This is a genomic window from Streptomyces morookaense (assembly GCF_013030945.1).
Lineage (GTDB): Bacteria > Actinomycetota > Actinomycetes > Streptomycetales > Streptomycetaceae > Streptomyces > Streptomyces morookaensis.
Map to the genome: position 1 here is coordinate 86,826 of NZ_JABBXF010000035.1, position 14,802 is coordinate 101,627.

16 protein-coding genes are annotated in these 14,802 nt (G+C 71.2%); 4 read left to right on the forward strand and 12 right to left on the reverse strand.

What is annotated here, in order from left to right; genetic code table 11:
* Positions 1–51: 51 nt before the first annotated feature.
* Positions 52–462 (forward strand): Fur family transcriptional regulator, encoded by a 411-nt coding sequence (locus HG542_RS16955; protein ID WP_171082257.1) that lies wholly within the window; start codon positions 52–54, stop codon positions 460–462.
* A 37-nt stretch (positions 463–499) separates the two neighbouring features.
* Here HG542_RS16955 and HG542_RS16960 read toward each other — a convergent pair whose 3' ends face one another.
* The 5 genes from HG542_RS16960 to leuA form a co-directional block, all read right to left on the reverse strand.
* Positions 500–1,318, reverse strand: coding sequence for an isoprenyl transferase (locus tag HG542_RS16960; protein WP_171082259.1), 819 nt, complete (start codon positions 1,316–1,318; stop codon positions 500–502).
* A 26-nt stretch (positions 1,319–1,344) separates the two neighbouring features.
* Positions 1,345–2,091, reverse strand: coding sequence for a DNA repair protein RecO (gene recO, locus HG542_RS16965; RefSeq protein ID WP_171082262.1), 747 nt, complete (start codon positions 2,089–2,091; stop codon positions 1,345–1,347).
* Between the two features lie 57 nt (positions 2,092–2,148).
* Complete coding sequence (locus tag HG542_RS16970; protein ID WP_171082263.1) at positions 2,149–2,490, reverse strand: hypothetical protein; 342 nt, start codon at positions 2,488–2,490, stop codon at positions 2,149–2,151.
* A 72-nt stretch (positions 2,491–2,562) separates the two neighbouring features.
* Complete coding sequence (locus HG542_RS16975; protein WP_171082351.1) at positions 2,563–3,306, reverse strand: tellurite resistance TerB family protein; 744 nt, start codon at positions 3,304–3,306, stop codon at positions 2,563–2,565.
* Between the two features lie 180 nt (positions 3,307–3,486).
* A complete protein-coding gene (gene leuA, locus HG542_RS16980) occupies positions 3,487–5,286 on the reverse strand; it encodes a 2-isopropylmalate synthase (RefSeq protein WP_171082265.1) in 1,800 nt (599 codons plus the stop codon).
* Positions 5,287–5,579: 293 nt separating this feature from the next.
* Here leuA and HG542_RS16985 point away from each other — a divergent pair, with 293 nt between their 5' ends.
* Both HG542_RS16985 and HG542_RS16990 read left to right on the forward strand, forming a co-directional pair.
* Positions 5,580–6,635: a M4 family metallopeptidase gene (locus HG542_RS16985; protein WP_171082267.1), complete on the forward strand. Its 1,056-nt coding sequence runs from the start codon at positions 5,580–5,582 to the stop codon at positions 6,633–6,635.
* Positions 6,636–6,664: 29 nt separating this feature from the next.
* Positions 6,665–6,934: a protealysin inhibitor emfourin gene (locus HG542_RS16990; protein ID WP_171082270.1), complete on the forward strand. Its 270-nt coding sequence runs from the start codon at positions 6,665–6,667 to the stop codon at positions 6,932–6,934.
* Positions 6,935–6,946: 12 nt separating this feature from the next.
* On the opposite strand, the gene era is transcribed toward HG542_RS16990, so the two are convergent.
* The 6 genes from era to HG542_RS17020 form a co-directional block, all read right to left on the reverse strand.
* Positions 6,947–7,888 carry a GTPase Era gene (era, locus tag HG542_RS16995; protein WP_171082272.1) on the reverse strand — a complete coding sequence of 314 codons (942 nt, stop codon included), beginning with the start codon at positions 7,886–7,888 and terminating at the stop codon, positions 6,947–6,949.
* 44 nt (positions 7,889–7,932) lie between these two features.
* Positions 7,933–8,280 (reverse strand): cytidine deaminase-like protein, encoded by a 348-nt coding sequence (locus HG542_RS17000; RefSeq protein ID WP_171082274.1) that lies wholly within the window; start codon positions 8,278–8,280, stop codon positions 7,933–7,935.
* 218 nt (positions 8,281–8,498) lie between these two features.
* On the reverse strand, positions 8,499–9,791 hold the full coding sequence (locus HG542_RS17005) for a hemolysin family protein (RefSeq protein ID WP_171082275.1): 1,293 nt from the start codon (positions 9,789–9,791) through the stop codon (positions 8,499–8,501).
* The gene (gene ybeY / locus HG542_RS17010; protein WP_171082277.1) at positions 9,788–10,285 is read right to left on the reverse strand and encodes an rRNA maturation RNase YbeY; all 498 of its coding nucleotides are present in this window, start codon (positions 10,283–10,285) and stop codon (positions 9,788–9,790) included. The genes HG542_RS17005 and ybeY overlap by 4 nt, the downstream gene beginning before the upstream one ends.
* A gap of 14 nt (positions 10,286–10,299) precedes the next feature.
* On the reverse strand, positions 10,300–11,301 hold the full coding sequence (locus HG542_RS17015) for a PhoH family protein (RefSeq protein WP_171082279.1): 1,002 nt from the start codon (positions 11,299–11,301) through the stop codon (positions 10,300–10,302).
* A gap of 108 nt (positions 11,302–11,409) precedes the next feature.
* Entirely contained in the window at positions 11,410–12,534 is a 1,125-nt protein-coding gene (locus HG542_RS17020; protein ID WP_171082281.1) for a carbohydrate kinase family protein, read from the reverse strand.
* 78 nt (positions 12,535–12,612) lie between these two features.
* Here HG542_RS17020 and HG542_RS17025 point away from each other — a divergent pair, with 78 nt between their 5' ends.
* Positions 12,613–13,938, forward strand: coding sequence for a 6-phospho-beta-glucosidase (locus tag HG542_RS17025; protein ID WP_171082283.1), 1,326 nt, complete (start codon positions 12,613–12,615; stop codon positions 13,936–13,938).
* Between the two features lie 12 nt (positions 13,939–13,950).
* On the opposite strand, the gene HG542_RS17030 is transcribed toward HG542_RS17025, so the two are convergent.
* On the reverse strand, positions 13,951–14,739 hold the full coding sequence (locus HG542_RS17030) for an HAD family acid phosphatase (RefSeq protein ID WP_171082286.1): 789 nt from the start codon (positions 14,737–14,739) through the stop codon (positions 13,951–13,953).
* Positions 14,740–14,802: the final 63 nt, after the last annotated feature.

A 14,802-nucleotide genomic window follows, 5' to 3' on the forward strand; every position in this document is an offset into this window, starting at 1 on the left:
TGGCGTGGCAGCACGTGCAGTGCGTGTTCACGCGAGCTTGAGGAGGCAACTGTGGCGACCGCCGGTCCCCCGGTACGCGGACGGGCCACCAAGCAGCGGGCCGCGGTGGCGGCCGCGCTCGACGAGGTGGACGAGTTCCGCAGCGCGCAGGAACTCCACGACATGCTCAAGCACCGCGGCGCCTCGGTCGGCCTGACCACGGTCTACCGCACGCTGCAGTCCCTCGCCGACGCGGGCGAGGTGGACGTGCTGCGCACCAGCGAGGGCGAGGCCGTCTACCGCCGCTGCTCCAGCGGCCACCACCATCACCTGGTCTGCCGCGTCTGCGGCAAGGCCGTCGAGGTCGAGGGCCCGGCCGTGGAGAAGTGGGCGGACTCCATCGCCGAGGAGCACGGGTTCGTGGACGTCGCCCACACCATCGAGATCTTCGGGACGTGCGGGGAGTGCGCCGCGAAGGGGTGACGGCAGCCTGGGGGCTGCGCCCCCAGACCCCCGTCCACTAGGCCTGCTTCTGCTCCTCGTTCGGGATCGCCCCGCCGAACCGCCGGTCCCGCTGGGCGAATTCCAGGCAGGCGCGCCACAGGTCGCGGCGGTCGAAGTCCGGCCACAGGACGTCCTGGAAGACCATCTCGGCGTAAGCGCTCTGCCAGATCAGGTAGTTGGACGTGCGCTGCTCACCGGACGGGCGCAGGAACAGGTCCACGTCCGGCATGTCCGGGTAGTACAGGTACTTCGCGAGAGTCTTCTCCGAGACCTTCGACGGGTCGAGCCGGCCGGCCTTCACGTCCTCCGCCAGTGCCTGCGCCGCGTCCGCGATCTCCGCGCGGCCGCCGTAGTTCATGCAGAAGTACAGCGTGAGCCTGTCGTTGCCCTTGGTCTGCTCCTGGGCGATCTGCAACTCCTTGGCCACCGACCGCCACAGTTTCGGCATCCGGCCCACCCAGCGCACGCGGATGCCGAGTTCGTCGAGCTGGTCGCGCGTCTTGCGGATGAAGTCGCGGTTGAAGTTCATCAGGAAGCGCACCTCGTCGGGCGAGCGCTTCCAGTTCTCGGTCGAGAAGGCGTAGAGGGAGATGTTGCCCACGCCCATCTCGATCGCGCCCTGGAGCACGTCCAGCACGCGCTCCGCGCCGACCTTGTGGCCCTCGGTGCGCGGCAGGCCGCGCTCCTTGGCCCAGCGGCCGTTGCCGTCCATGACGATCGCCACGTGCTCGGGCACCAGCTCGCCCGGGATCTTCGGCGGCCGCGCGCCCGAGGGGTGCGGCTCGGGGGTGCGGTAATCGCGTCGTGGGCGGCCCAGAATCCCGCGTCGTGCCATGACTGCCACTTCTCCTCGTACGTCCTTCACTGCTCCACGTAGCGCAGGGACCTCAGTCCCCGCTCCAGATGCCAGCTGAGATAGGCGGCCACCAGACCGCTCCCCTCCCTGACGTGCCGCGCCTCGCACGCGTCCGCGGTCGCCCAGTCCCCCGTCAGCAGCGCGCCGAGGAGTCCGAGCGACTCCGAGGAGGGTACGACGCTTCCGGGCACCCGGCAGTCCCCGCATGTGACTCCGCCGGCCGCGGCCGAGAAGAAGCGGTTGGGGCCGGGCATGCCGCACTTGGCGCAGTCGCCGAAGCTGGGGGCGTAGCCGTTGACCGCGAGGGAGCGCAGCAGGAACGCGTCGAGCACCAGGTGCGGGGCGTGTTCGCCCGCGGCGAGCGTGCGGAGGCCGCCGACCAGCAGCAGGTACTGCTGGACGGCGGGCTCGCCCTCGTGGTCGGTGAACCGCTCGGCGGTCTCCAGCATCGCGGTGCCGGCCGTGTAGCGGGCGTAGTCGGTGACGATCGCGCCACCGTAGGCGGCGATGGTCTCACTCTGCGTGCACAGTGGGAGACCGCGCCCGACGAGCTCGCTGCCGCGCGCGAAGAACTGCACGTCGACGTGCGAGAAGGGTTCCAGCCGGGCCCCGAACTTGGACTTGGTGCGCCGCACCCCGCGCGCGACGGCGCGGACGCGGCCGTGGCCGCGGGTCAGGAGGGTGATGATCCTGTCCGCTTCACCCAGCTTCTGGGTACGCAGGACGATGCCGTCGTCGCGGAACAGACTCATGCAGTCATTGTCCCGTACCGGCGGGGCGGCCCGGACCGCCGGTACGGGACGGCGGGGTCAGTGCCGGAAGTCGCCGTGGACGGCCAGGTAGTGGGCGACGGCCTTGCACTTGTCGCGGGCCTCGAAGTAGAGGAAGGACTGCCGCTGGGTGATCTCCCCGCAGCTGTGGACCTTCTGCAGGGCGGGCGTCATGAAGGGGGTGGTGCGCTCCACCTCCTGCTTCATGTACGGGAATTCGGGGCCGGGTGAGCCGCATTCGAGCGTGAGCTTCGACGGGGTGCGGGACGAGCGGTAGGTGGAGCAGTCGGCGGTGTCGGCGGCGGACGCGGGGGTAGGCGCGGGGGGCGCGAGGACGACGAGGGCGGCCGCAACGACACCCAGGAGGCGGAATGTGGTCATGCGCCCGAGAATGTCGGGGTCCGGCCGTCCAGTTCAAGATCATTCGACGGCGTCACGACCGTCACGACCGTCCTACGACGGCATCCGCGCCGCCGCCAGCAGCCGGTCCGTGTCCTCGGGACAGATCAGCAGCGCCCGCCCCACCGTGGCCAGCACCTCCCGCTCCGCGGGCCGGTACGGACCGTCGGCCAGGGCGATGCGCGCACCCTGCAGCAGGATCGATTCGCGGCCCGCGGGGGCCAGATGCGGGGCCAGCGGCTCCAGCGCCTCGTGCAGCTCGATGGCCAGGGCCGTGCCGCACGGGTCGAAGCCGTCCCGGCCGGCGGAGCCGGAGGGGCCGGAGACCGTGCCGTTCCCCCCGTACCGGCCGGGCAGCCGGCCCGTGTCGGCGGCCAGCGCCTCGATCAGGGTGACCAGCTGCTCCTCGCTGCAGTCGGCGAAGCCCGCCGCGCGCACCGCACCCACCGCGGCCCGGCGCACCGTGCGGGCCTCCGTGCCGCCCGCGGCCAGCACCGCGAGGGCCACGGTGTGCACGGCGTCGCGCAGCATCGCCGAGAACCGGGTGGTCGTGGGGTGGTCGAGGACGTCCGGCGCGAAGCGGCCGCGGCAGGCCGTGCATTCGACGACCGGGCCCACCGGCCCGCGCGGCAGCAGCGGCACCCCGAACGCGACCAGACGGCGGCGGCCCGTACGCCGGTGGTAGTTGCGGTCCCCGCCGCAGCCCGGGCAGAAGAACTCGCCGTCGCCGACGGTGCGCCATACGGTGCGTACGCCCACCACACACCGGTCCGGGCTGTGTCGGCCTTGCGCGTGCATCACGGCGCACCTCCATAACGCCACGGCCTCGTCGCCGCGTTGACGTGATGTTAGCCACATCGGTGATGCTGCGTCAGTACCCCGCCACGCGGAGTTCCGGCAGCGGGTGGCCGAAACCGCCACCGTCCCCACCGGATGCGGTGGTTTCCGGTGGCGGCCTGTTGACCGCCGGGCGGCGCCTCAGCCCCGGTACGCGCGGTTGACCGCCGAGACGACGGCCTTGATCGACGCACGCGTGGTGTTGGCGTCGACGCCGATGCCCCACAGCACCGCTCCGTCGATCACGCACTCGATGTACGAGGCGGCCTGGGCGCCCGCGCCCTCGCTCATGGTGTGCTCGGTGTAGTCGAGCACCCGGGCGTCCACGCCGATCGCGGCGAGGGCGTCGACGAAGGCGGAGATCGGGCCGTTGCCCGTACCGGTCAGCACCGTCTCCACGCCGTCCACGACGGCCTCGACGGTGAGCGCGTCCGTGCCCTCCCCGCCGGAGGTGGTGGTCTGCGCGGAGCGCAGGGCGATACGGCCCCAGGGGTTGCCGGGGGTCGGCAGGTACTCGTCCTGGAAGACCGACCAGATCTCCTGCGGGGTGACCTCGCCGCCCTCGGCGTCCGTCTTGCTCTGGATGATCTTCGAGAACTCGATCTGCATCCGGCGCGGCAGGTCCAGCTTGTGGTCGTTCTTCAGCACGTAGGCGATACCGCCCTTGCCGGACTGCGAGTTGACGCGGATGACGGCCTCGTAGGAGCGGCCGACGTCCTTGGGGTCGATCGGCAGGTACGGGACCGCCCACTCGATGTCGTCCATGGTCTTCCCGGCCGCGGCGGCGCTCGCCTCCATGGCCTCGAAGCCCTTCTTGATGGCGTCCTGATGGGAGCCGGAGAAGGCGGTGTAGACCAGGTCGCCCGCGTAGGGGTGGCGCGGGTGGACCTCCATCTGGTTGCAGTACTCGGCGGTGCGGCGGATCTCGTCGATCTGCGAGAAGTCGATCTGCGGGTCGACGCCCTGGGAGAACAGGTTCATGCCCAGCGTCACCAGGTCGACGTTGCCGGTGCGCTCGCCCTGACCGAACAGGCAGCCCTCGATCCGGTCCGCCCCGGCCATGACGGCCAGCTCGGCGGCGGCCACCGCGGTGCCCCGGTCGTTGTGCGGGTGGACCGACAGGCAGATGTGCTCGCGGCGCGACAGGTGCCGCGACATCCACTCGAAGCGGTCGGCGTGGGTGGAGGGCGTGGAGCGCTCGACGGTCGCGGGCAGGTTCAGGATGATCTCGCGGCCGGCCTCGGGCTGCCAGACGTCCATCACGCCCTCGCAGACCTCCAGCGCGAAGTCCAGCTCGGTGTCGGTGAAGATCTCCGGGCTGTACTGGTAGCCGAACACCGTCCCGTCGCCCAGGATCTTGTCCGCGTACTCCACCACCAGCCGGGTGCCGTCCACCGCGATCTGCTTCACCTGCTCGCGCGAGCCGCGGAAGACCACGCGGCGGAAGACCGGCGCCGTCGCGTTGTAGAGGTGGACGGTGGCCCGGCGGGCACCGCGCAGGGACTCGACCGTGCGCTCGATCAGCTCCTCGCGCGCCTGGGTCAGGACGGAGATCGTCACGTCCTCCGGGATCGCGTCCTCTTCGATGATCGACCGGACGAACTCGAAGTCGGTGGCCCCGGAGGAGGGGAAGCCCACCTCGATCTCCTTGTAGCCCATGCGCACCAGCAGGTCGAACATCTCCCGCTTGCGGGCGGGCGACATCGGGTCGATCAGCGCCTGGTTGCCGTCGCGCAGGTCGGTGGAGAGCCAGCGGGGGGCCTTGGTGATGCGCCGGTCCGGCCAGGTGCGATCGGGGATCTCCACGGCCTCGTACGGCCGGTACTTGTGGACCGGCATCCCGGACGGGCGCTGCATCACCGTCGCCGCGGTGAGCGGGGTGGGGCGGCCGACGGAGTGCTCGGGGGACTGCGCGTTCGACTGCTCGGGCTGCTGCGACATCTGCGGAGGGCTCCTCGTGGTGTCCGCGAAGGGATCGGCCGACGGGGCGGTGAACCGCAGCACCGGACTCCGCGGGGAGGGGGTCGGCCTACGACTACAGGCCCTCGCCGCGGCAGCTAAGAAGAAGCAGCCCGAAACGCATGGTGCACAGCACATTAGCCGAGGCGGCACGGGTGTGAAGGGGGGTTCCACCATGCGGGACGCAGGCCAAGGCCCGGAACCCCGCCACTCGTTTGCAGGAATCGCCGTCCGGAAGAGTGACAAGCCCCCCGGCCGGTGCGAAATTGCCGCTCATGGACACCGTGAAGAGCGTTTTCTGCACCATCGTTCCACCGCACATCCTGGACGCACTCGCCCAGGCCGAGGACCCCCGGCACCACGAGCCCGCCCGCCGCACCCTGGAGCACGACGGTGCCCTGCGCACCCGGCGCCGGGTCACCCCGCCGGCCCTCATCCACGCCGACCCTGCGGGCACGCTCTCCGACAAGCCGCAGCGCACCATCTACGACGAGCAGCATCAGACGACGCTCCCCGGTACCAAGGTGCACGGCGAGGGCGACCACCCCAGCAAGGACGCCACGGTCAACCGGGCGAACGCCGCGCTCGGGGCCACGTTCGACTTCTACCTCAAGGTCTACGGCCGGCACTCCATCGACGGCGCGGGCATGCCGCTGAACGCCTCCGTGCACTACGGCGAGAAATACGACAACGCCTTCTGGGACGGCAGCCAGATGGTGTTCGGCGACGGGGACGGCGAACTCTTCGGAGACTTCACGGTCTCCGTGGACGTCATCGGCCACGAACTCACCCACGGAGTCACCCAGCACACCGCCAACCTGGAGTACTACGGCCAGTCCGGTGCGCTGAACGAATCGCTCTCCGACGTCTTCGGCTCGCTGATCAAGCAGTACGCGCTGGGCCAGACCGCCGACCAGGCCGACTGGCTGATCGGCCAGGGCCTGCTGGGGCCCACCATCCACGGCGTGGCCCTGCGCTCCATGAAGGCCCCGGGCACCGCCTACGACGACCCCCACCTGGGCAAGGACCCGCAGCCGGCCACGATGGACGACTTCGTCCGCACCTCGCGCGACAACGGCGGCGTCCACATCAACTCCGGCATCCCCAACCACGCCTTCTACCTGCTGGCCACGGCGCTGGGCGGGCACGCGTGGGAGCGGGCCGGGCGGATCTGGTACGCCACGCTGACCGGCGGCGAGCTGGCCGCCGACGCGGGGTTCGCGGACTTCGCCCGGCAGACCGCGGCGACGGCACGGGCGCTGTACGGCGAGGGCGACGCGGTGCAGGCCGTGCTGAAGGCGTGGTCCCGGGTGGGGGTCGCCACCTCGTAACGCGGGCCGCCGGGGGCCAGAATGGCGGCATGCGGATCGTCATCACCCGGACCGGCGGATTCGCCGGCATCGAACGCCGGGCCGAGCTGGACACGGACGGCCGGCCCGACGCGACGCACCTGGAGGCGCTGGCGCACCGCGCGCTGGCGCCGGGGCGGGAGCCGGGGCCGGTGCGGGGTGTACCGGACGGCTTCCACTACGAGATCGACGTGGACGGCCGGTCCGTCCACCTCGCGGACCCGCACCTCACGCACGAGCAGCGGGAGCTGATCCAAACGGTGCTCAAAGAGGGAGCGTAGCCCCCGTGCCCCCTAGAACCCCAGCCTGCGCAGCTGCTTCGGGTCGCGCTGCCAGTCCTTGGCGACCTTCACATGCAGGTCGAGGTAGACGGGGGTGCCGAGGAGCGCCTCGATGTGCTTGCGGGACTTCATGCCCACCTCCTTGAGGCGGGCACCCTTCGGGCCGATGATGATGCCCTTCTGGCTCGGGCGCTCGATGTAGACGTTCGCGTGGATGTCCAGCAGCGGCTTGTCCTTGGGCCGGTCCTCGCGCGGCAGCATCTCCTCGACCACGACGGCGATCGAGTGCGGCAGCTCGTCGCGCACGCCCTCCAGGGCCGCCTCGCGGATCAGCTCCGCGACCATGACCTGCTCCGGCTCGTCCGTGAGGTCGCCCTCCGGGTACAGCGGCGGGCTCTCCGGGAGCAGCGGCACCAGCAGGTCGGCCAGCAGGGAGACCTGCTGGTCGCCCACCGCCGAGACGGGGATGATCTCGGCCCATTCGATGCCGAGCTCGGCGCCCAGCTTCTGGATGGCGAGCAGCTGCCCGGCCAGGGTCTTGGAGTCCACCAGGTCGGTCTTGGTGACGATGGCGACCTTGGGCGTCTTCTTGATGCCGGCCAGCTCGCCCGCGATGAAGCGGTCGCCGGGGCCGAGCTTCTGGTCGGCCGGGAGGCAGAAGCCGATCACGTCGACCTCGGCCCAGGTGGTCCGGACGACGTCGTTGAGCCGCTCGCCCAGCAGGGTGCGCGGCTTGTGCAGACCGGGGGTGTCGACCAGGACGAGCTGGGCGTCCGGGCGGTGCACGATGCCGCGCACCGTGTGCCGGGTGGTCTGCGGGCGGTTGGAGGTGATCGCGACCTTCGTCCCCACCAGTGCGTTGGTCAGGGTCGACTTGCCCGCGTTGGGGCGGCCGACGAAGCACGCGAAGCCCGCGCGGTGAGGGGCCTGGGAGGGGGAGGAGGGCTTGTCCATGCCACACATTCTCCCCGATCCCCCGCCGTGCGCGGACCAGCGGCTCAGCCCGCCGTGATCGTCGCGCCCGGGGTGCCGTCCGGCCCGGCCAGCAGCACCGGGGTGGCGGGGCCGCCCAGGTCCCGCACGGCGGCCCGGTCCGTGTCCGGCACCGCCACGGCCTCGGAGACCACCGCGGCGGCCTCCAGGGACGTCGCGCCGCTGGCCACCGCCATGGCGACGGCCGTCTGCAGGGCGCTGAGCCGCAGCGAGTCGAGGGCGACGGTTCCGGCGACGTAGGTGCGGCCCGTCTCGTCGCGCACGGCGGCGCCCTCGGCAACGCCGTTGCGGGCCCGTGTGGCCCGGGCCAGCGTGATGAGCTTGCGGTCTTCGGGGTGCAGGGTGTCCGTCATACCGGGAGCATAGGGGCGGCGCCGCCGGCGCCCCTCGCCCGGGTGGTGCCCCGCCCCGTAAGGGGCGCGAGGAACTGCGCGACCAGCCCCCACCGGCCCGCAGCCGACGCACCACCCCATAGGTCCGGGGCGCAGCCCCGGGCACCTCGCCTGCGGGCGCATCGTGGCTGCTCGCGCAGTTCCCCGCGCCCCTGACGGGGCGCCGTGGTGACGGCCCCCTACGGGGCACCCCCGCCGGAGGCAACCGGTTCGACGAGCACCGTCACGATCCGGTTCCGCCGCCCCGCAGGGGCCTCGGCGGTGAGCCGCAGAGCGGCAAGCCCCTTGTCCTCGACCGGAACCTCGGCCACCGCGCCGGCGATCGGCACCCGGCCCAGCGACTTGGCCAGCAGGCCACCCACCGTCTCGACGTCCTCGTCGTCCAGTTCCAGGCCGTACAGCTCGCCCAGGTCGCCGATGTCGAGCCGGGCCGTGACCCGGTAGTGCCCGTCCCCGAGCTCCTCCACGGGCGGCAGTTCGCGGTCGTACTCGTCGGTGATCTCGCCGACGATCTCCTCGAGGATGTCCTCGATCGTCACGATGCCCGCCGTGCCGCCGTACTCGTCGATCACGACGGCACAGTGGTTGCGCTGCTGCTGCATCTCGCGCAGCAGGTCCCCCGCGTTCTTGGTGTCCGGCACGAAGACCGCCGGCCGCATGGCGGTCGAGACGAGCTCGCTCTCCGCGTCCCGGCTGATGTGGGTCCTGCGCACCAGGTCCTTGAGGTAGACGACGCCCACGATGTCGTCCTCGTTCTCCCCCGTCACCGGGATCCGGGAGAAGCCGGAGCGCAGGGCGAGGGTGAGGGCCTGGCGGATGGTCTTGCCGCGTTCTATGACGATCAGGTCGGTGCGCGGCACCATCACCTCGCGCACGAGGGTGTCGCCGAGTTCGAAGACGGAGTGCACCATGCGGCGCTCCTCGTCCTCGATGAGCGACTCCTTCTCCGCGAGGTCGACCATGGCCCGCAGCTCCGCCTCGGAGGCGAACGGGCCGCGCCGGAAGCCCTTTCCGGGGGTGAAGGCGTTGCCGAGGAGGATGAGCAGCTGCGGGATCGGTCCCATCACCCGTGCCAGCGGCAGCAGCACATACGCCGCCGCGGTCGCGGTGTTCAGCGGGTGCTGTCGGCCGATGGTGCGCGGCGAGACGCCGACGGCCACGTACGAGACGAGGACCATCACCACGACGGCGACGGTCAGCGCCTTCCAGGTGGCGTCGAACTCCCGCAGGCAGACGTAGGTGACGAAGACGCCCGCCGCCATCTCGCAGGCGATGCGCACCAGCAGCGCCACGTTGAGATAGCGGGTGGGGTCGGCCGCCACGGCCATCAGCTTGGCGCTGCCGCGCCGGCCCGAGCGGACGGCCTCCTCGGCCCGGAACCGGGTGGTCCGGGCCAGGCCGGCCTCGGCGCAGGCGGCGAGCCAGGCGACGACCAGCAGCAGGACGGCAGCGGTGATCAGTCGACCGGTCACGTGAACGTGGGGGCCGGGGAGGGCCCTTCGATGCCGTGCTCGGCACGCCAGCCGTCGATGATCGCGGCCTGGAGGCCGAACATCTCGGCCTTCTCGTCGGGCTCCTCGTGGTCGTAGCCGAGGAGGTGGAGGACGCCGTGGACGGTGAGCAGCTGGAGTTCCTCGTCCATGGAGTGCTTCGTCGGCGCCTCCTCGCCCTGCTTCTTCGCGACCTCCGGGCACAGCACGATGTCGCCGAGCAGCCCCTGCGGGGGCTCCTCCTCGTCCTTGGCCGGGGGCCGCAGCTCGTCCATGGGGAAGGACATCACGTCGGTGGGTCCGGGGAGGTCCATCCACTGGATGTGGAGCTGCTCCATGGCGTCGGCGTCGACGACGATGACCGAGAGTTCGGAGAGCGGGTGGATACGCATCCGGGCGAGGGCGTAGCGGGCGACGTCGAGGATCGCCTTCTCGTCGACCTCGGTGCCGGATTCGTTGTTGACGTCGATTGCCATGGGGTTACCGGGAGTTACTTTCCGTTGCCGTTGCTGCGGGTGTCGTACTTCTCGTACGCGTCGACGATACGGCCGACCAGCTTGTGCCGGACGACGTCCCTGCTGGTGAGGTACGAGAAGTGGACGTCCTGCACGTCCTCCAGGATCTCCTGCACCTGGCGCAGACCGCTCCTGGTGCCGCCGGGCAGGTCGATCTGGGTGACGTCGCCCGTGATCACGATCTTGGAGTCGAAGCCGAGCCGGGTGAGGAACATCTTCATCTGCTCGGGGTTCGTGTTCTGCGCCTCGTCGAGGATGATGAACGCGTCGTTGAGCGTCCGGCCGCGCATATACGCCAGCGGCGCCACCTCGATCGTCCCGGCGGCCATCAGGCGCGGGATCGAGTCGGGGTCGAGCATGTCGTGCAGCGCGTCGTAGAGCGGGCGCAGGTAGGGGTCGATCTTCTCGTAGAGCGTGCCCGGCAGGAAGCCGAGCCGCTCGCCCGCCTCGACCGCGGGGCGGGTCAGGATGATCCGGTTGACCTGCTTGGACTGCAGGGCCTGGACCGCCTTGGCCATCGCCAGATAGGTCTTGCCGGTGCCCGCGGGGCCGATGCCGAAGACGACCGTGTGCTTGTCGATCGCGTCGACATAGCGCTTCTGGTTGAGCGTCTTGGGACGGATGGTGCGCCCGCGGCTGGAGAGGATGTTCTGCGTGAGGACTTCGGCGGGAGTCTCCTCGGCCCCCTCCTGGTCCCGCAGCATGGCGATCGAGCGCTCCACCGCATCCTCCGTCATCGGCGCACCCGTGCGGAGCACCAGCATCATCTCGTCGAACAACCGCTGGACGAGGGCCACTTCCGGCTCGTCGCCCGTCGCACTGACCTCATTGCCCCGCACATGGATGTCCGTGGACGGGAACGCCTTCTCTATGACCCGCAGCAGCGAATCCCCGGAGCCCAGGACCGTCACCATCGGGTGCTTGGCCGGGACCGTGAACCGGGCTGTCGCCTGCGGTCGTGTGGGTGTCTGAGTCATGGGCCGGCACTCTGGCCTGCTCATCCCTCTTTCTCATGTCCGGCAACGTTGATATCTCAAGGGTACGACGGTGCGCCGGGCGGGCGGAGGGGATTTACGGGCCGGTGGTCACGGCTGGCGGAAGCCCAGGGTGGGCACCGCCCTGCGCAGCGGCCAGGGCCGGGACGCCGCGGGCAGGACTCCGTCGAGGAAGGCGTAGCGGCGCAGTGTGGCCGGGGACTGGTCGTCGAAGGACCGCACGTGCTGCCACCAGGCGGCGATCTCCACCCAGCCCGGCGCGGACAGCGACCCGCCGAACTCCTGGACGGACAGCGCCGCGGTCAGCCCCGCGAAGGCCAGCCGGTCCGCCAGCGGCCAGCCCGCGAGGGTGCCGGTGACGAAGCCCGCCACGAAGACGTCCCCCGCGCCGGTGGGGTCCAGCGCCTCCACCGCGATGGCCGGGACCTCGGCGCTCTCGCCCGTGCTGCTGTCCACGGCGTACGCGCCCTGCTCCCCCATCGTCACCACGGCCAGCGGCACCTTCTCGGCCAGGGCGCGGGCCGCGGCGCGCGGGCAGTCGGTGCGGGTGTAGCGCATCGCCTCCTCGGCGTTGGGCAGGAACCCCTCGCAGTACTGCAGGTCGGCCAGATCGGCCGGATCCCAGCGGCCGGTCTCGTCCCACCCCACGTCGGCGAAGATCCGGCTGCCCCGCCCGGCCGCGACGGCGATCCACTCCTCCTGCCGCCCCGGCACCAGCAGGGACACACAGGCGCGCGCCGGCGGCGGGCACTCGGGCGGCTCTTCGGGCGGCGGGGCCTCGTGGCCGTGGGAGACCATGGTCCGCTCGCCCTCGTAGGCCATCGACACGGTGACCGGGGAGTGCCAGCCGCGCACGGTGCGCGACAGCGACAGGTCGATGCCCTCGCCGCGGGAGAGCGACTCCCAGCAGTACTCCCCGTACATGTCGTCGCCGAAGGCCGCGGCGAGCGAGGTGCGCAGGCCCAGCCGGGCCAGGGCGGTGGCCATGTTGGCGATGCCGCCCGGGCTCGACCCCATGCCGCGCGCCCAGGTCTCGGTGCCGCGCACCGGGGCCGAGTCCAGGCCGGTGAAGATGATGTCGAGGAAGACGGGGCCCGTGAGGTAGACGTCCGTGGCCGGATCCTGCTCGGAACGGACCTCGGCGAGCGGGTCCAGCACGGGGGCCGCGCCCTCGAAACGCTCTGCGTGGCACGGCTGCGGGGAAGGGATCGTCATGCTCGCTTGCTACTCCTCTCGGGGATGCAAGAGTGCGGGTCCGGACAGTGTGCCCGATGCCGGTGTACCTTCCGGACTATGAGGCTGGCGATTCTCGGCGGTGGCGGATTCCGGGTGCCTCTGGTGCACCGGACCCTGGTGGACGATGCCCGGCGCGGCGTGCCCGGACGCTGTGACGAACTGGTGCTGTACGACACGGATCCGGGCCGTCTGAGAGTGATTTCGGCGATTCTGGACGAACAGGCGGCCGCCGTACCGGATGCCCCCGTCGTGCGGATCGCGTCGGACCTCGACGACGCCGTGCGCGGCGCGGACTTCGTCTTCTCCGCGATCCGCGTGGGCGGCACCGCGGGCCGGGTGCGCGACGAGCGGATCCCGCTCGGCGAGGGCGTGCTGGGCCAGGAGACGGTGGGCGCGGGCGGAGTGCTCTACGGGCTGCGGACGATCCCGGTGGCGGTGCACATCGCGGAGCGGGTGGCGGCGCTGGCACCGGAGGCGTGGGTCATCAACTTCACCAATCCCGCGGGGATGGTGACGGAGGCGATGTCCGCGGTGCTGGGCGACCGCGTGATCGGCATCTGCGACTCGCCGGTCGGCCTGGTGCGCCGGGCGGCGCTGGCGGTGGGCGCCGATCCGGACGAGGTCGAGTACGACTACGTGGGCCTCAACCACCTCGGCTGGCTGCGGTCGTTGACGCTCGACGGGCGTGAACTGCTGCCCGGGCTGCTGGCGGACGAGCAGGCGCTGGGCACCCTGGAGGAGGGCCGGCTGTTCGGCGCCTGGTGGCTGCGGACGCTGGGCGCGCTGCCCAACGAGTACTTGCACTACTACTACTTCCGCCGTGAGACGCTGGCCGCGACGCGGGCCGCGGCCGAGACGCGCGGCGAGTTCCTCGCCCAGCAGCAGGGCAGGTTCTTCGAGGAGGCGGCCGGCGCCCCGCCGGGGCGGGTGCGCGAGCTCTGGGAGCGCGCGCGGCTGCACCGCGAGGAGACGTACCTGGCCGACGGCCGTGCGGCGAGCGGGGGTTGGGAGCGGGACACCTGCGACCTGGAGGGCGGCGGTTACGACCAGGTCGCCCTCGCCCTGATGCGGGCGGTGTCCGGGGACGCGGGGGTCCGGCTGATCCTCAACGTCCGCAACGGCGGCACGGTGCCGGCGCTGGACGCCGATGCCGTCATCGAGACGGTGTGCGAGGTCAGCGCCAAGGGCGCGGCTCCCCTGTCGTGCGCCCCCGTCCGGCCGGACCAACTGGGGCTGATGCTGCAGCTGAAGGCCGTGGAGCGCGGCACCATCGATGCCGCGCTCCATGGGAACCGCTCCGCCGCGGTACGGGCCCTGGCCCTGCACCCGCTGGTGGACTCGCCGGCGGTGGCACGGCGGATCCTGGAGCAGGCGGGGTACTGACCCGGGGTCGCCCTACGGCAGGAAGTACATCGGGTTCGGGAGCTTGTACGTGTGCTCCGCGTAGCCGCCGGCGAGGTCGCTGTACTGGTCGCCGAAGTTGCCGATGATCCGGTAGCCCTCGGACTCGATGTGCTTGCGCGTGCCCGACTTGTACTCGACCGTCGTGCAGTTGGCGCCGCAGGACAGGTAGGCCGGCGGGGTCTTCTTGTTCTTCAGGAAGAAGTGCGCGGTGTCGGCGGCCGGCTTGTAGCCCGCGTTCTTCAGGTTGCGCACGCTCCAGTCGCGCTGGTGCTCGTCGCGGCCGGTGACGTAGAAGACCGTGATGCCCTTCGACTGCGCCCAGTTGACCAGCTGCGGCATGCCGAAGACCGGGGCCATGTCGGTCGACTTCAGGTACGCGTCCTGCGAGGCGGGCGTGAAGGCGAAGCCCTGCTGGAGCTCGTAGTTGTAGGTCAGCAGCGTGGTGTCGTCCACGTCCAGGACGATCGCCGGCCTGCCCTTGCCGCTCTTGTTCTTGAGCGTGTGCTCCAGCTGGGCCTTGGCCTTCTTCTGGATCCCGGCCAGCTGCTTGGCGTAGTTGCTGTCCGCCGAGGCGTAGTGCTGGCCGTTCTTGTCGACCGTGTCGCCGTAGTAGGCCTTGATCTGGTCCTCGACCTTGGCGAGGTTCGGGATCTCCTTGTCCGTGCGCGGCGCCTTGTGGTCGGCGGTGGCGGCACCCGCCGCGTACAGGCCGGTGCCGGCGACGACGGCGGCGGTGACGGCGGCGATGCGGACGCGCAGGGACGTGCGGGAGGACGGCAAGGGGGGCTCCTGGGGAGGGCGAGGACGGTGCAGCGCGAAGTTAAGGCCTTGATGCGGGCTGGT